At 68.3% G+C, this 24,082-nt stretch carries 22 protein-coding genes and 4 pseudogenes; 20 read left to right on the top strand and 6 right to left on the bottom strand.

The window, feature by feature from the left end:
- The first annotated feature begins 408 nt into the window (after window positions 1-408).
- Complete coding sequence (locus tag BM085_RS33925) at window positions 409-1,377, top strand: tyrosine-type recombinase/integrase (RefSeq protein WP_177245410.1); 969 nt, start codon at window positions 409-411, stop codon at window positions 1,375-1,377.
- Window positions 1,378-1,620: 243 nt separating this feature from the next.
- On the top strand, window positions 1,621-1,905 hold the full coding sequence (locus BM085_RS33920) for a recombinase family protein (RefSeq protein ID WP_281249895.1): 285 nt from the start codon (window positions 1,621-1,623) through the stop codon (window positions 1,903-1,905).
- Window positions 1,906-1,998: 93 nt separating this feature from the next.
- Here the strand turns inward: BM085_RS33920 and BM085_RS33915 are convergent, their stop codons facing one another.
- Window positions 1,999-2,643, bottom strand: coding sequence for a TetR/AcrR family transcriptional regulator (locus BM085_RS33915; protein ID WP_093890889.1), 645 nt, complete (start codon window positions 2,641-2,643; stop codon window positions 1,999-2,001).
- A gap of 92 nt (window positions 2,644-2,735) precedes the next feature.
- On the opposite strand from BM085_RS33915, the gene BM085_RS33910 reads away from it, so the two are divergent.
- From BM085_RS33910 to BM085_RS44845, 5 genes and pseudogenes are all read left to right on the top strand, one after another.
- Window positions 2,736-3,701, top strand: coding sequence for a ketopantoate reductase family protein (locus BM085_RS33910; protein ID WP_093890888.1), 966 nt, complete (start codon window positions 2,736-2,738; stop codon window positions 3,699-3,701).
- Window positions 3,702-3,862: 161 nt separating this feature from the next.
- Window positions 3,863-5,068 carry a cytochrome P450 gene (locus tag BM085_RS33905; RefSeq protein WP_093890887.1) on the top strand — a complete coding sequence of 402 codons (1,206 nt, stop codon included), beginning with the start codon at window positions 3,863-3,865 and terminating at the stop codon, window positions 5,066-5,068.
- Between the two features lie 38 nt (window positions 5,069-5,106).
- Window positions 5,107-5,301 carry a ferredoxin gene (locus BM085_RS33900; RefSeq protein WP_093890886.1) on the top strand — a complete coding sequence of 65 codons (195 nt, stop codon included), beginning with the start codon at window positions 5,107-5,109 and terminating at the stop codon, window positions 5,299-5,301.
- Window positions 5,302-5,841: 540 nt separating this feature from the next.
- Window positions 5,842-5,895 (top strand): annotated as a pseudogene (locus tag BM085_RS46395) (hypothetical protein); the annotation flags it as partial.
- Window positions 5,896-5,919: 24 nt separating this feature from the next.
- Complete coding sequence (locus BM085_RS44845; RefSeq protein WP_177245405.1) at window positions 5,920-6,426, top strand: hypothetical protein; 507 nt, start codon at window positions 5,920-5,922, stop codon at window positions 6,424-6,426.
- Between the two features lie 62 nt (window positions 6,427-6,488).
- Here BM085_RS44845 and BM085_RS33890 read toward each other — a convergent pair whose 3' ends face one another.
- A complete protein-coding gene (locus BM085_RS33890) occupies window positions 6,489-7,067 on the bottom strand; it encodes a TetR/AcrR family transcriptional regulator (protein ID WP_093890885.1) in 579 nt (192 codons plus the stop codon).
- A gap of 81 nt (window positions 7,068-7,148) precedes the next feature.
- Here BM085_RS33890 and BM085_RS33885 point away from each other — a divergent pair, with 81 nt between their 5' ends.
- Window positions 7,149-8,387, top strand: coding sequence for an MFS transporter (locus BM085_RS33885; protein ID WP_245789854.1), 1,239 nt, complete (start codon window positions 7,149-7,151; stop codon window positions 8,385-8,387).
- A gap of 346 nt (window positions 8,388-8,733) precedes the next feature.
- On the opposite strand, the gene BM085_RS33880 is transcribed toward BM085_RS33885, so the two are convergent.
- Both BM085_RS33880 and BM085_RS33875 read right to left on the bottom strand, forming a co-directional pair.
- Window positions 8,734-9,093, bottom strand: coding sequence for a DUF2834 domain-containing protein (locus BM085_RS33880; protein ID WP_177245409.1), 360 nt, complete (start codon window positions 9,091-9,093; stop codon window positions 8,734-8,736).
- A gap of 455 nt (window positions 9,094-9,548) precedes the next feature.
- Window positions 9,549-10,801 (bottom strand): annotated as a pseudogene (locus tag BM085_RS33875) (IS110 family RNA-guided transposase).
- Window positions 10,802-11,024: 223 nt separating this feature from the next.
- Between BM085_RS33875 and BM085_RS33870 the strand changes: the two are divergent.
- Window positions 11,025-11,582: a hypothetical protein gene (locus BM085_RS33870; protein ID WP_093890882.1), complete on the top strand. Its 558-nt coding sequence runs from the start codon at window positions 11,025-11,027 to the stop codon at window positions 11,580-11,582.
- Between the two features lie 219 nt (window positions 11,583-11,801).
- Here the strand turns inward: BM085_RS33870 and BM085_RS44840 are convergent, their stop codons facing one another.
- On the bottom strand, window positions 11,802-11,939 hold the full coding sequence (locus BM085_RS44840) for a hypothetical protein (protein WP_177245408.1): 138 nt from the start codon (window positions 11,937-11,939) through the stop codon (window positions 11,802-11,804).
- A 585-nt stretch (window positions 11,940-12,524) separates the two neighbouring features.
- Window positions 12,525-13,271 carry a hypothetical protein gene (locus BM085_RS33860; RefSeq protein WP_093890880.1) on the bottom strand — a complete coding sequence of 249 codons (747 nt, stop codon included), beginning with the start codon at window positions 13,269-13,271 and terminating at the stop codon, window positions 12,525-12,527.
- A 467-nt stretch (window positions 13,272-13,738) separates the two neighbouring features.
- On the opposite strand from BM085_RS33860, the pseudogene BM085_RS47585 reads away from it, so the two are divergent.
- The 11 genes and pseudogenes from BM085_RS47585 to BM085_RS33810 form a co-directional block, all read left to right on the top strand.
- Window positions 13,739-14,326 (top strand): annotated as a pseudogene (locus BM085_RS47585) (Tn3 family transposase); the annotation flags it as partial.
- Window positions 14,327-14,724: 398 nt separating this feature from the next.
- On the top strand, window positions 14,725-15,291 hold the full coding sequence (locus BM085_RS47580; RefSeq protein WP_425443290.1) for a helix-turn-helix domain-containing protein: 567 nt from the start codon (window positions 14,725-14,727) through the stop codon (window positions 15,289-15,291).
- Window positions 15,180-15,761 (top strand): dihydrofolate reductase family protein, encoded by a 582-nt coding sequence (locus tag BM085_RS33850; RefSeq protein ID WP_093890879.1) that lies wholly within the window; start codon window positions 15,180-15,182, stop codon window positions 15,759-15,761. Before BM085_RS47580 ends, BM085_RS33850 begins: the two co-directional genes overlap by 112 nt.
- Before the next feature lie 129 nt (window positions 15,762-15,890).
- Entirely contained in the window at window positions 15,891-16,625 is a 735-nt protein-coding gene (locus BM085_RS33845) for a hypothetical protein (RefSeq protein ID WP_143121178.1), read from the top strand.
- A 493-nt stretch (window positions 16,626-17,118) separates the two neighbouring features.
- Window positions 17,119-17,202, top strand: a pseudogene (locus BM085_RS47245) (ABC transporter ATP-binding protein); the annotation flags it as partial.
- A 76-nt stretch (window positions 17,203-17,278) separates the two neighbouring features.
- Entirely contained in the window at window positions 17,279-17,467 is a 189-nt protein-coding gene (locus BM085_RS47240; protein ID WP_342742918.1) for an oligopeptide/dipeptide ABC transporter ATP-binding protein, read from the top strand.
- Between the two features lie 3 nt (window positions 17,468-17,470).
- On the top strand, window positions 17,471-18,658 hold the full coding sequence (locus tag BM085_RS33830; protein WP_093890876.1) for a phospholipase D-like domain-containing protein: 1,188 nt from the start codon (window positions 17,471-17,473) through the stop codon (window positions 18,656-18,658).
- Between the two features lie 946 nt (window positions 18,659-19,604).
- Window positions 19,605-20,375, top strand: coding sequence for an ABC transporter ATP-binding protein (locus tag BM085_RS33825; protein ID WP_093890875.1), 771 nt, complete (start codon window positions 19,605-19,607; stop codon window positions 20,373-20,375).
- A complete protein-coding gene (locus BM085_RS33820; RefSeq protein WP_093890874.1) occupies window positions 20,357-22,180 on the top strand; it encodes a hypothetical protein in 1,824 nt (607 codons plus the stop codon). Before BM085_RS33825 ends, BM085_RS33820 begins: the two co-directional genes overlap by 19 nt.
- 35 nt (window positions 22,181-22,215) lie before the next feature.
- A complete protein-coding gene (locus BM085_RS33815; RefSeq protein WP_093890873.1) occupies window positions 22,216-23,424 on the top strand; it encodes a sensor histidine kinase in 1,209 nt (402 codons plus the stop codon).
- Entirely contained in the window at window positions 23,421-24,041 is a 621-nt protein-coding gene (locus tag BM085_RS33810; RefSeq protein ID WP_093890872.1) for a response regulator, read from the top strand. The genes BM085_RS33815 and BM085_RS33810 overlap by 4 nt, the downstream gene beginning before the upstream one ends.
- Window positions 24,042-24,082 lie beyond the last annotated feature (41 nt).

The following is a 24,082-nucleotide window of genomic DNA, read 5'->3' as shown; positions in this document are numbered from 1 at the left end:
AGATCCGTGCGGGCAAGGTCGGCGCTGGGTGTGTATGCGAATCTGCAGCGAGCTGTCAGTAGGAATCTGCACGAGGTGTCAGTGCCCAGCTCAGAGGCCCTTTTCGGGTCCTCGGTGATCGTCGGCGCACCCGTGGCGCGCCACGTTCGTCCCGTGTCACCCCTCCCATGCGCCCGTTGAGGCGCTCCCTCCGGACGCCACCCCGGGCGCCTGGTCCCTCCCGGGAAGAGAGCCGGCCTTCCGGTGAACCGAGCGGATCCCGAGGCGGCGACGGCTGATTAGCGATAATCTGCCTTATCGCTAATCAAGGTCGGCGAGCACGAAAACTGGGTGGGCATGATCAAAAACGGTGAGGTGGCTGTCCGCCGCCAGTCAGGTCTACCGGAGACCAGGGGCCTGGATCGAGGGTTGACCGAGGAGGCCGCCCTGCTGGTGGAGCGCGGCCTGGCCGCCAACACCAGCCTGGCCTACGCCCGCGACTGGACGACGTACGGCGCATGGTGCGACGAGAGCGGGCACGCTCTGCTGCCCGCCACCGCCGAGACCCTGGCGAACTACGTCGCCCATCTGGCCGCCCGCGCCTACGCCCCGGCCTCCATCGACCGGGCGCTGGCCTGCATCCTGGCCGCCCACGATCACGCCCAGCTCGGCAAGCCCGCCACCAAGCAGGCGCGACTGGCCCTGCGCGTCTACCGGCGCGAGCGCGCCCACCAGGGACGGCGCACCCGCAAGTCGCCGCCCATCACGATCGACCGCCTCCGCGCCATGATCTCCTCACTCCCCTCCACCAGCACGACGGGCCTGCGTGATCGCGCGGTGCTGGTGCTCGGTTTTGCCCTGATGGGACGCCGTTCCGAACTCGTCGCCTGCGACATCGGCGATCTCACCTTCACCGTCGACGGCCTCGAGGTCTACATCCCCACCAGCAAAACCGACCAGGACGCCCACGGGGAAACCGTCGCACTCCCCCACGGATCCCATCCCGAGACCTGCCCGGTGCGTGTCCTCAAAGCGTGGCTGGCCGTACTCGCCGAGCGCGGCGTCACCTCCGGCGCCCTACTGCGCCCGGTCGATCGCCACGGCGGCATCGGCGGCGCCACCAAGAGCGCGGGCCGCGGAAGCCGCCAACGCCTCAGCGGCCAGACCATCAACCTCATCGTCAAAAACGCCGCCGCGCTGGCCGGCCTGGACAGGCCGGAGACCTACACCGCGCACGGGCTGCGCGCCGGCGGCGCCACCTCCGCCGCCAAGGCCGGCGCGCCCATGTCGGCCATCACCACGCACGGCCGCTGGGCCGACGGCTCCCCGGTGGTGGCCGGCTACATCCGTCAGGCCGACAAGTGGAACGACAACCCGATGCGCGGAGTCGGCCTGTAGACCGGCGGACCACGATGTCCGCATATCGGTGCCGTACGCGGCACACACGAGCTCATCGCCGCAGCCGAAGCGGTCCGATCGTTATCTAGGGTTGGAGGACCCTTCCAGCAGGTCAGAGGACGATGATCTCTTCTTTCACGTAGGCCGAGTTGACCGAACGCAGCCCGCACCCAAGAAGAACCGAGCGTGCGGAGAGCGCCCCGGGGTCGTTATAACTAGTTCACCGGCCAGGCCCTCGCCGCCATGTGGGACGGCAGCGTCTTCACCGTGACCAAGTTCGACCGGTTCGCCCGCAACATGGCCGAGGCCAACAAGATCCTCACCGGCCTGTCAGGACACGGCGTCCTGTTCGGCTTGGGCGCGCCCGTCTACGACTGGAACGCCCCATTCGGGCGGCTGTTCCTGCAAACCCTCGCCATGGTCGCCGAGTGCGAGAGCGAGGTGTCCCTGGCCGACCTGGCCACCGAATACAGCGTCGGACGCCCCACCATCCACCGCATCATCCACGGGCCAGAAACCCCCACGTAGAACGCAGGATCATCGCCCCCCAAGCGATCACGCACCGGCGTTGGGCGTCACTCTTCGCTCAAAATCGTTCTCCAACGGCTGTTTCTGGGTTCCTCAACTCGATGCCGTGCCGCTGTTTGCACCTCGTGCACCTCTCCTTCCGGAAGGCGTACGGATGGCTGCCTGGGCTGAGTGCGAGTTGCGCAGCCCGTCCAGCACGAGGGTGATGACACCGTCGGCCTCGGCCCGCCAACCGGGGCGGTCATGGGCCGCGCCGATGCCGTGCAGCGCCATCATCACGGCACCGGCATCCACGTCGTCGCGGACGGCGCCGTCCCGCACGGCGGCGGCCACCAGGTCGGTGACAGCCTGCTCCAGCGCCCGGCCGCCCTCGGCGAGGACACCCGAGCGATCGGCCATGAGCGTGGCCAACGTCCGGGCCAGGCCCTCGTGGGCGTCTATGTGGTCGACCATGCCGCGTAGGAAGGTCGCCAAAGCCTCCGCCGCGGGCAGCGTGGCCTGCAGTCGGCGGGCGCGGTCGCACAGCGTGGCGACTTCCCCGTGGTAGACCGCCTCGGCCAGTGCCTCCCGGGTGGGGAAGTGGCGATACAGCGTGCCGGTGCCCACCCCGGCCAGCTGGGCGAAGTCATCGAAGCGCAGGTCGAAGAAGTCGCCGGCGTCGAAGACCTCTCGGGCCTTGGCGATCAGGGCCTCACGGTTGCGCCGGGCGTCGGCGCGCAGCGGTTTGTCGGCGGTCATGCGCTACCTCGCGTTGACAAGTGGAGATGACCTCCATATCTTAAAAGAAGTGGAGATTGCCTCCAAATCGATCGTACCCCACGAGGTGCAGCTTGAAGATCCTCATGTTCGGCCGAGGCGCGATCGCCACCATCTACGGCTGGGCGCTGGAACGGGCCGGCCACGACGTCGAGTTCTACGTCCGGCCGGGACGCGCGGCGACGTACGGAGACGCGGTGGACCTCGACCTGCTCGATACGCGGCGCCGGGTGTGGGGGCAGCGCGTCGTCGAGAAGTGGCCGGTGCGCTTCCGCGAGGCACTGGAGCCGGACCACGACTTCGACCTGATCGTGCTCAGCGTGTCGCACCACCGCCTCGCAGAGGCGACGGCCTTCCTGTCCCCGCGTGTCGGCCAGGCCACGGTGCTGGTCTTCGGCAACATCTGGACCGAACCGCCGGCCGCGATCGGCGACCTCCCTGTCGACCGGATCGCCTGGGGCTTTCCCCAGGCCGGTGGCGGTTTCGGCGCGGACGGCGTGCTCCGTGGGGCGCTGCTGCCGTCGGTCATCTTCGGCACCCTCGGCCAGCCCCCGACCGACCGGGAGCGGGCCGTACGCCAGGCGTTTCGCAAGGCCGGGCTCCGGCTCAAGGAGCGGCCTGACTTCCGCGGCTGGCTGTGGGTCCATTTCGTGTCGGATGCCGGCCTGCTCTCACAGGGCCTGCGGCTGGGTTCCCTGTCCAAGCTGGCCGGGGCAAGGGGCGACCTGCGCGAAGGGCTGCTGGCCGGCCGCGAGCTTCTGCCGCTCCTCCAGGCGCGCGGTGTCGACCTGCGACGTCACCGGGGCGGTGTGCTGCTGTTCCGTGCGCCCACCTGGCTGACGGCCCCCGTGCTCGCCTGGCTGACTGCTCATGTCGCGCTCGCGCGCGTGAGTTTCGCGGCGCACTCCGACCCCGACGCCGAGGAGCCGCGTGAGGTCTGCCGGGACACCCTGGCCGAAGCACGACGGTTGGGCATCTCGGTACCGCGACTGGAAGCGGCGGAACCGCACTTCGCCCGCGAGGGGACGGGTCGAGTCTGAATCCACCGATATTTGTCGGTCCCGGTGGTCCATTGCGGCTCCTTGGTCCGCCGCATCCCAGAGCCAAACCCGGCCCCACCGGTCGAGCAACTGCCGTTCACATACGGCTTTTCGCTGTCCAGCCTCTATCGCCTGTCCGTGACGTCGTGGAAGGAAAAGTCATGACGACCGCCGAGAAGCACGAGTTCCCCATGGCCCGCACGTGCCCGTTCGCGCCGCCGCCGGCGTACGAGGAGATCCGCGAAGGAGAGCCGGTCTCGCGGGTTCGTCTGCCCGACGGCGGGTGGGCCTGGGTGGTCAGCCGCCACGAGGACGTGCGAACCGTGTTGAACGACCGGCGGTTCAGCGCCGACCGGCAGCATCCGGATTTCCCGGCACTGGTCAAGGGCGAGGCGGCGTCCCGGCGGCCGGACGAGGAGCGCATGCTGATCGCGATGGACGCGCCTGAGCACGGGCCGGCGCGCAAGGCCGTGCTCGGCGAGTTCACGGTGCGCCGGTTGGAGGCGCTGCGGCCGCGGATCCAGGAGATCGTCGACGGGCAGATCGACGCGCTGCTGGGCGGGCCGCGGCCCGGTGACCTGGTGGACTCGCTGTCGCTGCCGGTCCCGTCACTGGTGATCTGCGAGATGCTGGGTGTGCCCTACGCCGACCATGAGTTCTTCCAGGAGCACACGGTAAAGGTGATCAAGCAGTCGACGCCGCCCGAGGAGCGGTGGGCGGCCATGGTGGCCATCCAGGGCTACATGGCCGACCTCATCGCGGAGAAGGAGAAGAACCCGCCGGACGACCTGCTCGGGCGGCAGATCGTCAAGCTGCGCGCGGACGGCACCTACCGGCGGACGGCACTGGCCGGCATGGGCTTGCTGCTGCTCGTGGCCGGCCACGAGACGACGGCGAACATGATCTCGCTGTCGACCGTGGCGTTCCTGCGCAACCCGGAGCAGCTCGCGATGATCAAGGCCGACCCGGGCAAAACGCTCAACGCGGTCGAGGAGATGCTGCGGTACTTCACGATCATCGACGTGGCGACGGCTCGGTTGTGCGTCGAGGACATGGAGGTCGGCGGGCAGCTGATCCGTGCCGGCGAAGGAGTGCTGACGCTCGGGTATTCGGCCAACCGAGACCCGCGGGCGTTCGAGAATCCGGACGAGCTCGACATCGAGCGCGGCGCGCGCCATCACGTTGCGTTCGGGTTCGGGCCGCACCAGTGTCTGGGCCAGAACTTGGCTCGGATGGAGCTCCAGATCGTGTTCGACACGCTGTTCGGCCGCGTCCCCACGCTGGAGCCGGCGATGGATGTCGACGAGCTGCCGTTCAAGGACGACGCGAACATCTATGGCCTGTACCAGCTCCCGGTGACCTGGTAGCGGACGAACTGCCATCCCCATCTCAGGAGGAGAGGGCCATGAAAATCATCGCGGACACCGACAGGTGCGTCGGTGCCGGACAGTGCGTGCTCACTGAGCCCGCGCTGTTCGACCAGAGCGAGGACGACGCCACAATCATCGTGCTGAACGAGACACCGGAGGGCGAGCTGATCGAGAAGGCCCGCGAAGCGGTGCACGTGTGCCCTAGCCAGGCCCTCTCCCTGGAGGAGTGAGTCAATCCGTGGATGGCCTTACAGCCTGAAAGGATCACGCTGATCGGTGTGGGACGCCGAACGGCGCGTCTCCGCTCAAACAGGGAGAACTCGATCGTTATCTAGGGTTGCAGAACCCTTCCAGCAGGTCAGAGGATGATGATCTATCCTTTCGCGTAGGCCAAGTTGACCGGGCTTAGCTCGGATCCCAAGAAGGACACCGGGCGTGCGGAGAGTGTCTCGGGGTCGTTAAGAGCGCGTCGCGGCACTCCGACATGGACCTCCGCTGATCACCCGCAGTACGAGCGTCATCAGCAACACCAACCCGGTGGCCACGTTGGAGTCCTCGTACATGCTCGCGGGCATCGGGGATTGATCCGTGGCCACTGCGGCACGGATCCGGCCCAAGGTCGGCCAGTCGTTACAAGACCTATTCCCGCAGGTCGCGGTCGAACTGGTTCAGGTGGGTTGGGCGACCAGAGTTAACGGGACCACCATCCCCACGGCGATCCTGGTGTTCCGCGCACCCGGCACCAAGGACCCGGAGCGGCAGGGCGCGTCCTGTTCATCGACGCCGCCAATCGGTTCACCAAGGCCAAAAACCGCAACATCCTCACCGATGCCGACATCGCCGACATCGTGACCGCCTACCACTCGAAGAGTGACTGGGAGCAGATCACCCTCGGTGACCTGCTGGCCCACGTGCGCCGCAAGGTGGCATTGAAGGGTGGCGTCCCCTACCCCGCAGTCAGTGTCCAGATGCATGGGCGCGGCCTCGGGGAGAAGGAGCCATTCGTCGGCGGAGTCTCGAAATACACGACGCTGAACACGGTGCGAGAGAACGACGTCGTCCTCCGCACGATCACGGCGTTCGAGGCCCCTGCAGGTGTCGCGCGGGCGGAGCATGACGGCACCCACGTCTCCGGTGTGTTCATCACCTTTGAGGTGGATCAGAGAGCTCTCCCGGAGTTCCTGGGGCTGTATTTCCAGACGCCAGTGTTCTGGGACGAGATGCAGAACCGTGCCTCGGGAACGGTCTTGCGCCGCAAGACCATCCCGTTCGCTTTGGGGGTCTCGGTAGTAATGCAGAAATTTCCAACGGATACGCAGGTCAGAGTCCCTGTCAGAGATCCGAGCACAGTCTGAAAGATGAACCGCCGACCTGCATATCCGTTGTTTCCTGCGCCGTTACTACCGGAACCCCTGATTCACGCGGAAGCGACCCAGTCGTCCACCAGGGTGCAGAGCTGATCCAAGGCGGCCTCCACGCGTTCACGGTCGCCGGTCGTGAGGAAGTCGATCTGCAGCCCCGTGTACGCCGAATTGGCCAGCGTGGAGATGCGCAACGCGTCGGCTTCCGGCATGCCCCGCTCGCGCATGAGTCCCGCCACGAACTCCGAGCGGTCCGCCAGCAGCCTGGGCACGTGCCCCGCCAGCTTGCCCGCCGCGGCCAGGCCCTCGATCTCGTGGATCAGGCGGGCGGTCGGCAGGTTCTCCTCCTGCGTCTGCCAGTCCCAGGTGCGCCGGATGATCGTGCCCACGCTGTCGGATCCCGTCCAGCCCGGCAGCGAGCGCAACCAGGCCCGGTGCTGCTCGTCCAGGCGTTCCATGGTCGCCGAGAGCAGGGCCTCTTTGTCGGCGAAGTGGTGGGTCAGCACGCGGGTGGACTTGCCCAGGTGCTGGGCCAGCGGGCGCATCGACAACGTGGAGAGGCCGTGGCCGGCCAGGTAGTCGACGATCTGGTCGAGCAACTCCGCGCGGCGGTGCGGGTCGGCGGTCCTGGCCATCGCTTATCCCTTTGACGTCATTGGGGTGACGACTGTTACCTTATCTGGGAAACGATCGTTACCTTAATTGAGGGGATAGCTGTGTCCGTCGCCGTACCACAGCGTGTGCGACTGCCCGCGTGGCTGCTCGCCCTGGTGTTCACCACGTTCGTGTTCGCCACCGACGACTACGTGATCGCCGGCGTACTGCCCGCGATAGCCGCGGACCTGGGCGTCAGCGAGGCGGCGGGCGGGCAGCTCGTCACCGTCTTCTCGCTGGCCTTCGCGCTGGCGGCACCCGTGGCGTCCGTGGTGACCGCGACCTGGCCGCGGCGCGGTCTGCTCACCTGGGCGTTGGCGCTGTTCGTCGTGGCGAATTGGGCCAGCGCGTTCACGACCTCGTACGCGCTGCTGATGGGGCTGCGGGTGCTGGCCGCGTTGGCGGCGGCGGCCGTCGTTCCCGCCGCGTACGCCATCGCGACCGCCCTGGCCCCCGAAGGTCGGCAGGGGCGCTACCTGGCGCTGGTGATGGGCGGGCTGACCGGGTCGCTCGCGCTCGGCGTGCCCCTCGGCACCTGGGTGGGCGGCGCGTTCGGCTGGCAGGCGACGTTCGGGCTCGGCGGAGCGCTGGGGCTTGTCGCACTGGTGGCGATCCGGAGCACGCTGCCCGAGCAGCCCCCCGCGCCCGCCATGCCGATCCGGAATCGACTGAGGCCGCTGGCCCGGCCTCAGGTGCTGCTGGGGATGCTCGGGATCGTGGCGATCGTGCTGGGCAGCATGATGGTACTGACCTACCTCGCACCGTTCCTGCGTGACCTGGCCGGCGCCGGACCGACCGAGCTGGGGTGGGTGTTCGTGCTGGCCGGCCTCGCCGGGCTCGCGGGTGGGCAGCTGGGCGGGCGTGCGGCCGACCGGTGGGGGGCCGATCGGGCGCTGATCACCGGAGTCGCGGGGTTCGCGGCGGTGATGGCGATCTTCAGCGCCTGTTGGTTCCTGCGGCCGGTTCCGTTGCTCGCGCTGCTGCCGCTGCTGCTGGTGTGGGCCGCCGTTTCGTGGTGGATCCCGCCGCCCGCCCAGACCCGCCTGCTCGCCCTGGCCGGGCCGGCGGGGCCGCAGGCGCTCGCGCTCAACAGCAGCGCCGTCTACATCGGGGTGTCGGGCGGGGGCGCGCTCGGCGGGCTCGTACTCGACAGGCACGGAAGCGGCTGGCTGCCCGCCGTGGCGGCCGGCGTCGAGCTGGCCGCCCTCGCCCTCTTCTGGCTGGCCGGACGGGCCCCGCACCCACGACGGTCCCGCCCTGGCTCCGACGCGGCCAACCTCGTCTCCCGAAACGAATCGTGACGCCGATCAGGTCACTTGCCGCCTTTCACGCGGTCCTCCTCGGCCGTCCTACCGCCCCGCGCGCGATTGGATTCGCCCCCGCCCTCTGCCGCCCGCCAAGACCGTCCCCGAGGGCTTTCGCCGGCCAGGCGGTCAGCCAGTCCCCCTCGGACCTCCAGCAGTTCGCACAGCGCGGGCACCAGGATGAACCGCGCGGTGTAGTACTTGGGGTTGGGGCCTGAGGAACATCGGAACCGGATCGTGCGCTAAGCCCTCTCAGGGCAAGTCAGCGCTGTACAGCTTCTCGCCGGACCCCTTGGGGAGCGGATAGCCGCAGATACTCCACGATTATCTGAGATCGTGCAGCTCAGCGCGAGCGCCGCACGCCACTGGCTAGGGCCGCGCCTTCCGCCGGTCGCCGCCGGCGTTCCCGCAGCCACAGGTAGAGCGGGAGCCCGACCGAGGCGCCGGCGAGCGAACCGATAACGACCCACACGCGATCGCGGACGTGCAGGGACCGGTCGGTGACGGCTGCGGCGAGCAGTACCACCACCGCGATGATGACGTCCCAGGCGAAGAACGCGGCGACGTCGTTGGCGAGCATGTCGTCGACGAAGCGCGGCAGGTCGAGCCCGTGCTCTCTGAGCCAGCCGATGGCGTGGCGATAGGGGACGATGATGCCAATGGCGAGCAGCAGCAGGTAGAGGCGTTGTCGCGGGGTGCTCAACGGGTCTCCTGACGTGTGGTGAGGAATCGGGGCAGCGCTGGGTGCAGCGCGCCCCGGTTGCCGGAGAGCATGCTGTGGTGCGACACCCTAGCGATAGTGACGATATCGGCGGCGGGCATCACCCGCTCGACGGGCGCGGACCAGGGCGGGTGATGGACGCCGCTGCGCTGAGCACCAGGGTGGGTGTGGCGACCACCGTACCCGCAGGTTTGTCGTCGAGAGCGGGGAGAACGGAGCGCCGTTCCTGATCGCCTGCACCGGCGACAACGCTGAGATTTCCCCGCAGGAGCTCACGCGGTGGCAGGCCGACTGCTCCTCGGAAAACATCTTCTCGCACCACCCCACGTGTCGTACCGGACGAAACAGGAATGAACGTAGCGGCAGTGATCATCAACTCGCCACGTGCGGTCAAGCGCCTCCGTTACCGCAGGTCAGACATCCCATGGCCGTTTGTGTCAAGCGGCCATGGAATGCGATGGCTTCACCGAGTCGTTCGGCTCGCGCTCGGCGCGGTGGGACCAGGCGGTCGCCTCGTCATAGGGCGTTCCGGTCTTGAGGCAGCCGTGCGGGATCCCCACCAGCCGGTTGGCCGGTTTCCGCAGCGCCGGATTGTGCGCTTCACCGCGCCCGCGGAGCTCGTCGTAATAGGCGCGGGCACCCGGCGAGTGCGTCAGCGCGCAGTAGGCCTGCGTCTGCAGGGCATCGACCAGCCGATCCTGATGGATGTACCGCGCCAGCACGATCTTCTTCTTGCCCGACTGGCGGGTAATCGGTGAGGTCCCCGCATAGTTCTTGCGGGCCTTGGCACTCGCGGACCGCCCGGCGGCGTCACCGAACTCGGCAAGCACCCGAGCACCGAGGATCACACCCAAGCCCGGCTGGGACAGGTAGATCTCAGCGTCCGGGTGCGCCGTGAAATGCGTCCCCACCCGCTCCTCCACGAGCATGATCTGCTCGTTCAACACCGCCAGGATCGCGGCCTGGGCAGCCACCGCCGAGGCGTAGGCATCCGCCACCACCGGCGGCTGAGTGAGCTGTCGCCCACGCAGCGCCCGCTGGATCCTCTCGGCGCGCTCGGCCACCTTGTAGCGGCCGGCACGCTTGAGCGCCGCACTGATCTGCCTCAGCGTCAGCCGGGCCGCCGCAGCCGGATCCGGTGCCCTGGCCAGTAATTCCAACGCCTCCGGCGCGCTCAGATCGTCAAAGGCCTCCAGCGCCGCGGGAAAGAACTCCCGCAGTGTGGAGCGCAACCGCAGAAAATGCCGGGTCCGACCCAGATCAGTCTCTTGTGCGTACGTGCCACCACCTTGATCGCCTCAGCCTGGCCGGAGTCCGCGGCCACCGGCCGCAACTGCCTGGCATCGATGCGGACCATGTCCGCCATCTTGTGCGCATCGGCCTTGTCGCTCTTGGTGCCGGAGATCCGGGTCCGTTCCCGGTAGCGAGCCACCTGCAGTGGATTGATCGCATACACGCTGTATCCAGCGGCGACCAGAGCCCACACCCACGGCCCGCGATCGGTCTCGAGGCCGATCAGTACCTGGTCGGCCTCGGCGTCCGGGTCCAGATGCTCGGCGATCAGCGCGTGCAGGCGGGCCACCCCAGTAGCCCCTTCGGGGAGTCTCACCGCGACGAGCCTGTGGCCGCTGTCGTCTTGGATCTCCACGTCGTGGTAGTCCTCTGACCAGTCGTCTCCCAGGTACAGCATCCGGTTCCCCTTTCACCAGACGGCCGATGTAAGCCTTCCAGGAGAACCATCTCGCCCTAATGGATCAGTGCTCACGATCATCGTGCAGGACCGGGCACGACATCCAGTGAGACTCAAAGGGCAGCAACAACAGCCCTTGCTGAAGAGATAGCAAGGGCAGGAGGTGCTCTGGTGAGGCTGACCCAACGACATCCCGGTTCTGATTCGTGGTGGACTAAGCCGAATGAGGTTATACAAGACGCTGATGAGCGAGATGCTCGTCTACTGTTTCGTGGTCGTCCTGCTCACCGGCGCCTTCCTCGCGTTCTTCTACACGCCGAGCGACCGGGTGATCTATGACGGCTCCTACGAGCCGCTGCGCGGAGTCGAGATGAGCGCCGCTTACGCCGCGGAGCTGACGACCAGGTTCGAGGTGCGTGGTGGCCTGCTCATGCAGCAGCTGCACCAGTGGTCATCGCTGGTTTTCCTGGTGGGAATCGTCCTGCGAGCAGTGCCCACCCGTGCGTTCCGCCAGTCGTTGCCCGGGCTCGCGCTGCTGGGGCTGGGCGGGCTCACCATGGTCGCCGGCTATGCGCTGACCGAGGACCTGAGTGTCGGGGAAACCCTGGGGGATGTGCCGATCCCCTGGTGGTACGGCATGCATCTGCTGCTGGCACTCGTGACGGCAGCCGCCCTGGTGATCGTCTGGCGACAGACAACAACCCGGTGGCCCAAGAGGGGCTACTTCGTGATGGCCTGCCTCGGCCTCACGCTGGCGGCAGTCGTTTCCCCATTCATCTAGCCGAGGTCGTCCTTCGATGTCACCGGTGTCGATCACGACGGGCTTGCCCCCGACAACCCGGTAGTTCGTGTCATCGAGCTGGTTGTTGGTCTGCGCGCGCAGGAGCGCCATCGCTTCGATGTCGGGGGCGCTGCCGTCGTTGACGAAGTACGGCATGGCCATGCCGTACTGCTTGTAGCCGTTGCCGTCCTTCAGCTCAAACAGCGCGGACGGCGGAGCTCACGGCATGCCGGCATGGCGGGCCCTCTGCAGGATCCGGTGGTCGTGCACGTTTTCCGGCGGCCACCCGTCCACCTTGTAGACGATCCCGCCGACCAGGTAGGCGGTGCGGTTCTGGCCGCACCTGATCTTCTGCACGGCGGCGGCGTCCTGCTCGACCTCGCGGAAGGCATGGTAGGTGCGGACAGCGTCATCGCCCGAAAGGTATCGATCGTGCGGCCGGCACCACCTCACCCGTCAAGACGTCGGAGGCGCGCCTCCCAGTGACGGTCGCCCGCCGGCTTGAAGACGAAAAGGGGTACTTCTTCAACCCCGAACCATTGACCGCTCATACCCCGACCGAGCTGGTCGACCACATGCGGAAATTCCGGATCTGGGCCGGTGAGCCGTCGCTGCGGGAGCTGGCCCGCCGCTCGGCGGCAGCTTCGCGGCAAGCACCCTGTGCAAAGTCCTCAAGGAAAGCAGGCTGCCGCCCCAAGACCTGGTGATCGCCTTCATCCGCGCCTGCGGCGGAAGCGAAAGCGATGTGCGTCAATGGAGCACCGCCTGGAGGAAGATGCGGATGTCACAGATGCTTGCCTAAACCTCTCGCCTGACCACACTGATCCCACAGAGGTCCACAGGGCGCTCACAGGCCGGGACCCCTACGTCGTAGGCTGACACCGCTTTTCCAGGACAGGCGTCGCCGTCTTCATCGGTTGCATGGAGCCGGCGACGCGAGCCTCAGCTCTGCGGCGGGCCCATGAAGTGGGCGAACTCGGCATCGCTCATGGCCGGTACCGGGCTGGCGACGGTGAATCCCGCATCGGGCGAATCCGGCCTTTCGACATCCGCCGGAAAGGTGGCGCCCGCGATGCGTTCCATCAGGGTGACGCAGGCGTACTTGTGCCGGGAAATGGTGTGCCGACCCGGCCTCAAACTGCTGCCGGACTGCTGTGTCACGACCTGGAGAGGGGTGAAGTCCAGGTCGTGCAGGTAGACGTCGACCGCCCCGGTATTCCAGCCGCAGCGGACGGACGGGGCGGCGCTGTCGAAGTCATAAGGGTCGAACCCGACCTCCAATCTCCCGTCCGCGGCGTAGGCGAAGTAGGCCAGCGATGCGCCCGCCTCGTACCACGGGTCCATCCTGGAGTGGGTCTTCCTCCACAGAGAGAGCGCGCCCCCCCACACCAGGCAGACGGCCAGGTGGCCATCGCGTGACAGGACGCTCATGACCTCTTGGCGGGCACATTCGTCGCCATAGTAGGGGTGCGTGATCAGGATCCCGTCGCCCCAGCGGATGATGGTGGCAGTGCTCGAGGTGAGAGCCTCGGGGGAACGGTAGTCCACCGCCAGAGGAACTGCGCCGATCAGCGACGCGACAGTCCCAACGTCGGCGTGGGTGGTGAACGTGGTGCAGAGATCCTCAACCACGGAAAGATCCACTGCCACGCACTCCACTCCCTGGGCCGTATCGTCGCGCTTCATCATGCCACCCACCGCAGGCCTGGAAATAGGCAACGGGGCTTGGCCCAGGTCAGCTGCCCCAAGGCGTCAGTTCGTTGGTCCGGACGAGCGCTGGGGAAGGACACCACGGCCTTCCCGATTTGCCCCGGGGAAGGCGTTGTCTTACCGGAAGTTCTGGACAACCCCCGGACAATGAGCCCGGTGTCCGCCCCCTGTGGCGTTGGCCACCAGATCAGGCACCGTCCGCGGTGCCTTCGGCGGGCGCTTGGTCCGGCTCGGGGAACAGCTCCAGCTGCTGACTTGCGGGGTCGGTGTGGGTGAGTTTCAGGCAGCGGGATCCCCGGCCGGGCCAGGCCGGCACGCGCGGTGCCGGTGGCGATGGTGTCGCGGTAGTGCGTCAGATGATCCTCACTGCCGGCCAGCAGCTGCACGCCCGGGGCCTCCGTCTGGAGCCAGCGGACGAACGCGGCGACGTCGGCCAGGCGGGCGCGACCGACACCTTGGTCGACCTGCGCATCGCCACGGCGCATCGGATCAACGCCCGCGCCGACACCAAGGTGACCGGCGATTTCGTGGCGGAGCTGAAGCGGGTGTCGGGCAAGGAGAACATCCTGTTCAAGATGACCGAGGCCGCTCTCGGGTCACCCGAGTCGCGGGGGGGAGGACGTCATCTACCCGGCGGTGCCGGGCGGCTACAGGACGCTGGTGCAGTTGCTGCACGAGTACAAGGCGAAGGGCACCTCTTACCGGCAGCACAAGCAGCGAGTGTTCAAGGCCTCCTACTGCCGAAGGACTTCGAGGACAGGCGGGCCGAGAACTACGCCAAACTCCGCAAACCGCTGGATCCGCAGGCGTTCGTCGACCAGCTCCGGGGCGAGATGGACGCCGAACTGTCGGCGCTGAACGACGCCCTGGCCGGGAAGGGCCTGGCCTGGTTGAAGATCGCTGAACGGCGCAACGCCGGGGCGATCCATCTCACCCCGCTGGACGCCGCCCCGGAACCGCGCAACCTGCGCCGGCTGAAGGCGGCGATCCGGGAGCGGTGGGGCGTCGTCCCGCTGGTGGACATGCTGACCGACGACCTTTACTACCTGGAGGGTGCGCCGCCGTACGCCCGGCTGACGCTGCCGCCGGGGCCGTCGGCGTTGCTCATCGTCAACCTCGGGGCGTCGTTCCGCATCCGCGCCGGCACCGACATCGAGACGGCCGAGTACGCCGACGGCTGCGTGGTCACCACGCCCACCCGCGCGTTGGAGTTCGGCTACCCACTCCGGACCCGGTCCGTTGGCGTGCACTTCAAGCCGTGGGGGCTGGCGCCGTTCCTGCCGATGCCCGCGGCCGAGCTGTGTGACCGGCCTGTGACGATAGAGCAGGTTTGGGGCCGGCCCGCCATTGCTGAGCTGCGAGACCGGCTGGCCACGGCGGACGGACCGCACGAGATGCTGACGCTGCTCGAGCAGGAGCTGATGCGACGGCTGTGCGAGACCGCCGGCCTGGGCTGGTCCGCCATACGAGCAGCGTCATCGCGGCGACCAGCGGGGCGGTGGCGATCGGCGACCTGAGCGTGGCAGCCGGTGTCAGCAGCACTCATCTGGCACAGCGGTTCAAGGAGCTCATCGGCGTCACGCCGAAGCGGCTGGCCCGCACCTACCGCTTCACCGCCACCGTGTTCGCGATCAACCCCACCGGACCGATCGACTGGGGCGACCTCACCAGTGGCGCAGGCTACTTCGACCAGGCCCACTTCGGCCACGAGTTCCGGGCGTTCACCGGGCTCACGCCGACCCGGTACGTCGAAGTCCGGCGGCGGTTCCTGCGCGAACATCCCGGCCACGTGATGGACGGCTGGCCGCTGCCGGCCGACTGGTTTCTTACAAGAGCGCCAGCTCACGACACGCTAATTTGGGACACCCCAAAGCAGAGGAGAGCCCCGTGGGCAAGGTGGTCATGTACAGCTCGGTGTCGGTGGACGGCTTCGTCGCGGACGAGAATGACCAGCCCGGACCGCTGTTCGACTGGTTGTCCAGCGGTGACGTCCCGTTGAACGAGAGCGGCGAGCTGAAGGTGTCGCAGACCTCCTACGACTACACCCGCTCGTACTGGGACCAGATCGGAGTCACGATCGTCGGCCGCCACGTCTTCGACATGACGGACGGCTGGGACGGAAAGCCGCCGAGCGGCATCGACCACGTGGTCGTCGTGACGTACCGGCCGCAGCCCGAGGGCTGGGACCCCGAGACGCCGTTTCACTTCGTCGACGGCGTCGAGGCAGCCGTGGCCAAGGCGCAGGAGCTTGCGGGTGACCGCTTGATCGAGGTCGCCGCCGGCGACGTCGGTGGCCAGGTGCTTGCCGCGGGCCTGATCGACGAGGTGCGCATGGACGTCGTACCCGTCGTGTTCGGGTCCGGCAAGCGCTACTTCGGGTCGGTCCACGCGCAGCACCTGTTGGAGGATCCTGACGTGATGATTCAGGGCAACCGGGTGCTTCACCTGCGCTATCGGGTGCGCCGTTGACCGATCTGAGCGGGTACGCGAATGGGGTTCACCTGCAGAATGCTGATTCCGTCCCGCCGGTCCGGCTCGCTGACCTGGGTTAACGCAATCGCGTGCATCTGCTGACAGCTTCGTTACCGACACCCCGAGTTGCAGTTACGCGAATCCCTGGCTGGGCTCGGGCCGGCCACGCTCATCCGCCGCTGCGCCGACCTGCCCGAATCCGAGGCGGACGACATTCACACCGCCGCCACCGGCGTGCTGCGCCCCCTCGCCCGGTCGGCTTGGATGGACGTCATGTGTGCTCTTCTTCGCCCGAACCCTCAGTACGGCACCCGCGGTTCCGGAATGATCCTGACGTTCTTCGGCACCGTCTGGTGGCTCGTCGGCTCCGTTGTCCTGGACGGCTCCGCCCGTACCGCCGCCCTCGTCGCCGGAGCCGTCCTCGCCGCGACCCTGCTCGTCCTCGCTGCCCGCCGCCTCGACGGCACCGGCGGGCGCGAGGCGTACGAACGCAGCGCGCGCACCTTCAAGTGGAGTAACGTCGGCCAGGGAGTGGGGATCGCGGTCGTCGTCGCGGTCGGGAACATCACCGGCGGGTACAGCTGGATACCGGCACTCATCGCGATCGTGGTCGGCGCGCACTTCTTCCCGCTGGCGCGACCGTTCGGCCGCCTCGAATACCGCTGGACCGGCAGCCTGCTCATCGTCGTCGGCGTGGCCGGCTGCGCCATGGCGCTCTCCGGGGCCTCGGAGTCCGGGGTCCAAACCGTGGCCGGTCTGGGCTCCGCCACCGTCCTGTGGGCCACGACGGCGTGGTACCTCGTCTCCGGCGTCCCTGGCAGATCCACGCCGCGACAGCAAAGCGCCGCCACAGGTTCCTGATATGTGTCACGGCCGCGATCGCTTCGATCCCGCAGCGGCCAGTCCTTGCAGTGGTCGACCATGGATGTCAGGCCGCGCTCGGCCAGGGCAATGATGTCGGGCTCGCCGACGTCCAGGCCGGTGGCCTCGCTGAGCATCTCCGCGCATCTGCGCGCGCCCAGCGGCTGCGGCGGAATCGCCTGGCGCAGCTGGATGGCCCGGCCGGCCAGGTCCTCGGCGGCGGCCCGGGTCCGGTACGGATCCCGGTCCGGGGCGCCGATCAGCCCGGCGTCCTCGGCCCGGCGCCAGTCGCCGAAGATGAGCCCCAGCAACTCGGGGTGTCGGTAACGAAGCTGTCAGCAGGTGCACGCGATTGCGTCAACCCAGGTCGGCGAGCCGGACTGGCGGGACGGAAGCAGCATTCTGCAGGTGAACCCCAGCGGTGCTGCGAGAGCTGTCACCAGGGTCAACACGATCGCGTGTACCTGGTGACACGACTCTTAACGACACCCCGATGCGCCTGGGCAAGATCGTCGAGGTCGGCTCGAAGGAGAGCGTCTACCGGAACCCGTCCCATCCGTACACCCAGGCGCTGATGTCGGCGGCGCCGAGCCTCGACGACTGGCAGGAAGAAACGGCACGAGATCGTCCCGCAGGGAGATGTTCCCTCACCGTTGGCCCCGCCTTCAGGCTGCCGTTTTCGAACACGCTGCTGGCGGGCCCAGGATCGATGCAGGGACGAGGAACCGACACTGATCGATCGCGGCACCGGACACCCAGTGGCCTGCCATTTCCCCGAGCCCGTCCCATCCCAGCCGGCTGCGGTGAACGACACGGATCCCAGCCGTCCCCTGAAGGAGTGATCCATGCCACGTACGTTCCTGTCCGTGCTGACGGCCGCCGCCGTCGTGACCGCGTCCGCCCTCACGGGCAGCGGCACGGCCATGGCGAGCAGCACCACCTGCGCGGACGCGCCGGCCACACCGGTCACCACCGGCGCGGTCTTCAGCGAGCCGGCGGGCGGCGACCCGGCCGCCATCGTGCGGACTCTCTGCAGCCTGATCCACCAGACCCCCTCCGGCGCCCGGATCCAGGTCGCCCACTTCGTCATGTCCGGCACGGCGGGCACCGATTTCGCCGGGGAGCTCATCAAGGCGCACCGGCGCGACGTCGAGGTGCAGGTCATCCTGGACGGCGACACGCGTGGCGCCGCCGTGGCCTCGCAGCTGGCGGCCGAACTGGGCACGGACACCTCGGCAGGTTCGTGGCTGCACGTCTGCTCCGGCCCGCCGTCGGGTGGGACCGCGGCCTGCATCGGCAACAAGGGCCAGCACAACAAGTTCTACCTGTTTTCGCGGTCCGGCGGAGCCTCCGACGTGGTGGTGCAGTCGTCCGCCAACCTCACCGACCTGAACTCCTCCACGTACTGGAACAACGCGGTGGTCCTCCCGGGGAACCGGCGGCTGTACCAGGCGTACGACGGCTACTTCAAGGACCTGGCGGCCGAGCGGAAGGACCCCGACTACTACCGCGTCACCACGACCGGGGCGGCCGGCGGTTCGGTACGGGCCTACTTCTTCCCCAGGGCGGGGACGGACGCCTCCACCGACACCATCGTCGAGAGCCTCGACAAGGTCTCCTGCCGCGGCGGCACGACTCTCCGCGTCGGGATGTCGGAGTGGGACACCTACCGCATCGCCGTCCCCGAACGGCTCCGTGACCTGGCCGCGCAGGGCTGCTCGGTCAAGATCGTCTACGGCATCATGGACGACGAGGTGAAGCGGGTCCTGCTGGCGGAGCCGCGCATCGAGCTGCGCACCCTGGGCAACGGCAGCGCGCTGCCCGGCCGGATCCACTCCAAGTACCTGCTCGTCGAGGGCTCCTACGACGGGGACCGAAACGCCCACTGGGTCTTCACCGGCAGCCACAACTACAACGAGACCTCGCTGCGCCGGAACGACGAAGCCCTGCTGCGGCTCAACAACAAGGCCGTCTACCAGCAGTACGTCGCGAACTTCGACAGGATGCGCGCCGTGGCCGCACCGGTCTCCTGACCCACCGCGGACCGGGCGGGGAGCGGAGCACCGCCGCCACCCCGCCCGGCGGCCCCGGCCCTCCGTGCCGCACCGGAGCGCGGTCATCACCCCGCCCGGCAGTCGGCCTGTGCCGAACACCAACCCGTCCGCGGCGGGCGCTCCGGCAGGGGGAACGGTACGGCGTGGCATCCGGGCAGGGGCAATTTCTCCCGGATAATTTAAATTTCTCCCGGACAATTTAGGAGTGAACGGATATTCCAGGCGATTGTTTCTCCAGTTCAGCGGTATCGCCGCCGCCGGAGCACTGCTGATCTTTAACTCGTGAGGTTCGGCGGTCTGATGACGTCGCGGCCCTGGTGTGGGTATGTCCTGATTATGCGGTATGCGCAAGGCGGCGGGCTGACCGCCGCACAACGGACCAAGCGAGATCTGCCTGCTGCGCAGCCGGCTCCAGCCCCTCTGACCACGCGCGTCCCGGCGCCGAGCCGCCCGGCCCTCCGGGTCGAGTGCCCCGCATGCCGGAGATCGGGCCGTACGCCGCCACCGGCCGCCCCTTCTCCTGATGGGTGGGCCCTGCCTCCACACCGGCCGACCTTGCCGATCAGCAGCCAATGCTCGATCAGGTCGTCTTCGTCCAGGGTGCGCGCCACGGGGTGCCGATCTCTCTTCTACGCTCATGAAGGAGGCGGTCGATCCGCCGCCGCTGGCATGTCTGCGCGGAAAATGCCGAGTCCACGCGGAGGCGGCACTTTCCTTTCCCCGCATCGGATCCCATCCTGGATTTACATGCTGTGCGTGTCCCAAGAACCCGCGAAGTGCCGATACCGATTGGCAAGTCGGCACTTCGGATCCGGAGGGTGGGTCACCCCTTCCGGCATCAACCGATCGGTTGATGCCGGAATCCACCATCCCGCTCTCCGGTCGGATGATCCGCCACCCCCTGCCCCCGCGCGATTCTCAAGGCATGCCAACACCCCGGGAGCCCGCTCTGCGCACCACCGGACTCCGCAAAGCCTTCGGCGACCACCTGGCCGTCGACGACATCCACCTCACCGTCCCCGCCGGATCCTTCTACGGTCTGGTCGGCCCCAACGGCGCCGGCAAGACCACCACCCTGGCCATGGCCGTCGGCCTGCTCCGCCCCGACGCCGGCAGCGCCGAGATCTTCGGCGTCGACGTCTGGCGTGACACCGTCCAGGCCAAGGGACTGATCGGCGTGCTGCCCGACGGCAACGCCATGCCGGAACGGCTCACCGGCCGCGAGGTCCTCACCTACCTCGGCCTGCTGCGCGGCCTGCAGCCCGCCGTCGTCGCCGAGCGCACCGACGAACTCCTCCAGATCCTCGAACTCGACTCCGCCGAGCGGACCCTGGTCATCGAATACTCCACCGGCATGCGCAAGAAGATCGGCCTGGCCGTCGCCCTCCTGCACGCACCCCGTCTGCTCGTCCTGGACGAGCCGTTCGAGGCCGTCGACCCCGTCTCCGCAGCCACGATCAGGACCATCCTGCGCAGGTTCGCCGCCAACGGTGGCTCCGTGATCATCTCCAGCCACGTCATGGCCCTCGTCGAGCAGGTCTGCGACCACGTGGGCGTCATCTCCGACGGCCACGTCGTAGCCGCCGGGCCGCTGGCCGACGTACGCGGCGCCGGAACCCTGGAGGACGCCTTCGTCGATCTTGTCGGCGCCCGCGCCGGAGGAACGGAGGGGCTGGCATGGCTCACCTCCTCCTGACCCCCGGCCCGGCCGCCCTGGCGCAGCACATGATTCGCATGCGGCTGGCGATCATGCGCAACTCTCTGCGCGGTGAGAACGCCGCCAACCTCTACACCGGCATCTCGCTCGGGGTGCTCCTGGCCTTCGGAACGATCGCCGTCGCCGTGCTGTGGCCCGCCTACCTGCCCCTCACCCTGGCCGCGTGGTTCTCCGGCTGGATCTTCGGCCCCATCCTCTTCGGGGGCGGCAGCGAGACCCTCCGCCCCGAATACTTCTCCATGCTCCCGGCCACGCCAGGCCGGATCGCGGCGGCACTGCTCGCTGGAGCTTTCGCGGGCCCCGCACCTGCGGTCAATCTCATTGCCCTGCTGTCCCTGCCCGTGTACGGCTGGCGCTTCGGCCCGGCCGGAGTGCTCATCGGCCTGGGAGCAGCCGTCACCACGCTCATCACCATGGTGATGATCTCCCGCGTCATCGTGGCGCTCATCGGGCTGTTCGTCCGTTCCCGCGCCACCGCGTCCGCCGTCGGCATCGCGATCGGCACCGCCATCGCCCTGTGCAGCAACGGCTGGGCGCCCTTCGTAGCTCTGGGCGGCACCGACACCGCTGCCTGGTCCCAGGTCCTCGTCCGGGCCCTGCCCTCCGGCTGGGGTGTGGCCGCCATCGAAGCCCCCTGGCCCCTCACCCTCGCCATCCTCCTCGCCGGCGCCGGCGTGATCGCCCTCCTCCTGGCTGCCTGGGCCGTCCTGCTGTCGCGGCGCGTCGTCTCGGCCGCTCGCGGCGGTATGCCAACCCGCCGCGGCGCTCCCCGCCCCTTCCCCGCCGCCGGCGGCGCCCGCATCACCGCCGCCAAGGAACTGCGCGCCTGGTGGCGCGACCTCGTCCGCATCCAGCTCCTCGCCCTCGCCTTCTCCTATGCCATCGTCACCCCCCTCCTGCTCGTCACCATCGACTCCTGGATCATGGTCCCCTTCATGGGACTCATCGCGATTGTGATGGCCGCCGCGTCCTCGGCCAACCTCTACGGCGCCGACGGGACTGCCCTGTGGCTCACCCTCGTGACCCCCGGCGCGGAACGCGCCGACGTCCGCGGACGCCAACTGGCCTGGCTCCTCGTCGTCGGCCCAGTCGCAGTGGTGCTGTCCCTGGCCGGCACCCTCGTCAGTGGCCAGGCCTGGGCCTGGCCCTGGGTACTCGGTCTGCTGCCCGCACTCCTCGGCGGCGGCGCCGGGATCATCGTCCTGCTGGCCGTCACCTCGCTCGTCCCCGGCACCGACCCTCACAAGCGTGGCGGCAACCCGCTCAGCACCGGCGCTGACGAAACCGCCGAAACCAGCCTCGCCTGGCTCGTGCTTGTCGCGGTCCCCGCCATCGCCCTGCCCGCGGCCGGTGCCATTCTCCTCAACCCCTGGGCCGGCATCGTCACCGGTGTGCTGACCGGCGTCCTCAGCGCCTGGGGGCTCGGCAAGATCGCCTACCGCAGGCTCGAGAGCCACGGGATCGATCTGCTCAACCTCATGAAGCACGGCCCGGCACCCCAGGCCGACAAGCCCACCACCACGGATCTGCCCATCCAGCACCGCATCGGCGTCACGATCAGCTACCTCATCGCCTGGCTACCCCTGTTCCCCCAGGGACTCGCGCCCATGGTCATGAAGATCGTCGGAATCGAGGACCGCGGATGGTTCCTCGCCCTTCATCTCCCGCCGATCTGGCAATGGCCCACCATCATCTTCATGATCGCCCTGGGGCTGCTCATGTACGGCTACGCCATCCTGATCCCCATGCGCCTAAGCTCGTCCTCATCGGCCACTACCAGCTGAAACCCGTCCATACGCGAGAGGAGGGCACGCCCCGGATGAACGACCCCTTCCCACTCTCCATTTGGGAGCGACGCTTCGAGAACGCCATCGAGATCGTCCCCTACCTCACCCTGGCCGCCTCCCTCCTCATCAGCCTGGCCTCACCCGACCAGCCTGCGGGCGGGATCCCCCGTACCCTCGCGCTCACCGCCCTGGCCCTTATCTGGATTGTCGGCACCCGCACCCTCCTTCCCGCCGCCGTGCGCCGACGGAGGGTCGCCGTCACCGTTCACTTCGTCGGCGTCCTGGCCACCGCCGCACTGCTGGCCTTCCACGACCCCATCTTCGTCATCTACTGCATCTCCGGCTTCTTCCTCGCCGCCAACTTCGCTCCCTCCAAGTGGACCTTCGCCGCCGTCGCCGCCACCTCCTTCGTCCTGTACGGGTCGACGCTCGACTGGGGCAAGGCCACCATCCAGCTCATCGCCTTCTACCTGGCGATCATCGCCGTGCAGACCGTCGCCATCGGCGGCGGCTCCATCGCCGGCATCAAGATCGAGGACCGGCAGCGCAAATACCGCAAGGCAGCCAGTGACCTTCAGACCGCCATGGAGGAGAACGCCGACCTCCACGCCCAGCTCCTGACCCAGGCCCACCAAGCCGGCATCCTCGACGAACGCCAGCGCATGGCGCGCGAGATCCACGACACCCTCGCCCAGGGCCTCACCGGCATCATCACCCAGCTCCGCGCCGCCCAGCGCGTCGAGGACTCCGGCGCCCACGTCGAACTCGCGCTCAACCTCGCCCAGGACAGCCTCACCGAAGCCCGTCGCTCCGTCTCCGCCCTCCAGCCCCACCAGCTCGAGGACGCCCACCTCCCCGAAGCCATGACCACCCTGGCCCACGGCTGGTCCCAAAGCACCGGCGTCGACCTCCACGTCGAAGTGACCGGCGACCGCGTCCCCCTCAGCCCCGCCATCGAGGTGACCCTCTTCCGCGTCGCGCAGGAAGCCCTCACCAACATCACCAAACACGCCGACGCCACCCGCGCCGGCCTCACCCTCTCCTACACCGGCCCCGTCGTGCTCCTCGACATCCGCGACAACGGCACCGGCATCCACCACCCCAACGGCGAAGGATTCGGACTCAGCAGCATGAGACAACGCGTACGCGGCGTCGGCGGCTCCCTCGAAATCGAGAGCACACCCGGCGAGGGCACCGCTGTCAGCGCCACCGTCCCCGCACTCCAGGGAGACCAGCGGTGATCCGGCTCCTCATCGTGGACGACCACCCCATCGTCCGCGACGGTCTGCGCGCGGCCTTCGAAGCCGAACCCGACATCAATGTCGCCGGCGAAGCCGCCAACGGTCGCGAGGGCATCGAACGCGCCGCCGCACTCAAGGTCGACATCGTCCTCATGGACCTGCGCATGCCCGAAATGGGCGGCGTCAGCGCCATCACCGCCCTGCGCCACTCCCACCCGCACATCAAAGCCCTCGTCCTGACCACCTTCGACGGCGACTCCGATGTCCTGCCTGCCATCGAAGCCGGCGCCACTGGCTACCTCCTCAAGGACGCCCCCACCGACGAACTCCTGCGTGCCGTCCGCGCCGCCGCCGCAGGCGAGCCGGTCCTGTCCCCCTCGGTCGCCGGCCGCCTGATGGGTCAGGTACGCCGACCGGTCAAGGCCGCCCTCACCGACCGCGAACTCCAGGTCCTCGCTCTCGTCGCTGACGGCGCCTCCAATCGCCAGGCGGCCGCCAAACTCTTCATCAGCGAGGCCAGCATCAAGACCCATCTGCTGCACATCTACGACAAGCTTGGCGTCCGCGACCGTGCCGCCGCCGTCGGCGAGGGGTATCGACGCGGTTTGCTCAGTTAGTCGACCAACCACCCGCCGTACCGGAGCTCACCCCCGCCTAC

Origin of the sequence: Streptosporangium canum (assembly GCF_900113865.1) — a bacterium.
GTDB classification, from domain to species: domain Bacteria; phylum Actinomycetota; class Actinomycetes; order Streptosporangiales; family Streptosporangiaceae; genus Streptosporangium; species Streptosporangium canum.
This window is presented reverse-complemented; position numbering and strand designations above follow the sequence as displayed.

Excerpts from the sequence above, each read along its gene's own strand:
- BM085_RS33900 (WP_093890886.1), top strand. The coding sequence starts at position 5,107 with ATGAAAATCATCGCGGACACCGACAGGTGCGTCGGTGCCGGACAGTGC.
- BM085_RS33830 (WP_093890876.1), top strand. The coding sequence starts at position 17,471 with ATGCCACGTACGTTCCTGTCCGTGCTGACGGCCGCCGCCGTCGTGACC.
- BM085_RS33815 (WP_093890873.1), top strand. The coding sequence starts at position 22,216 with ATGAACGACCCCTTCCCACTCTCCATTTGGGAGCGACGCTTCGAGAAC.
- BM085_RS33915 (WP_093890889.1), bottom strand. The coding sequence starts at position 2,643 with ATGACCGCCGACAAACCGCTGCGCGCCGACGCCCGGCGCAACCGTGAG.
- BM085_RS33820 (WP_093890874.1), top strand. The coding sequence starts at position 20,357 with ATGGCTCACCTCCTCCTGACCCCCGGCCCGGCCGCCCTGGCGCAGCAC.
- BM085_RS33860 (WP_093890880.1), bottom strand. The coding sequence starts at position 13,271 with ATGATGAAGCGCGACGATACGGCCCAGGGAGTGGAGTGCGTGGCAGTG.
- BM085_RS33920 (WP_281249895.1), top strand. The coding sequence starts at position 1,621 with ATGTGGGACGGCAGCGTCTTCACCGTGACCAAGTTCGACCGGTTCGCC.
- BM085_RS33890 (WP_093890885.1), bottom strand. The coding sequence starts at position 7,067 with ATGGCCAGGACCGCCGACCCGCACCGCCGCGCGGAGTTGCTCGACCAG.
- BM085_RS33870 (WP_093890882.1), top strand. The coding sequence starts at position 11,025 with ATGAGGTTATACAAGACGCTGATGAGCGAGATGCTCGTCTACTGTTTC.
- BM085_RS33905 (WP_093890887.1), top strand. The coding sequence starts at position 3,863 with ATGACGACCGCCGAGAAGCACGAGTTCCCCATGGCCCGCACGTGCCCG.
- BM085_RS33825 (WP_093890875.1), top strand. The coding sequence starts at position 19,605 with ATGCCAACACCCCGGGAGCCCGCTCTGCGCACCACCGGACTCCGCAAA.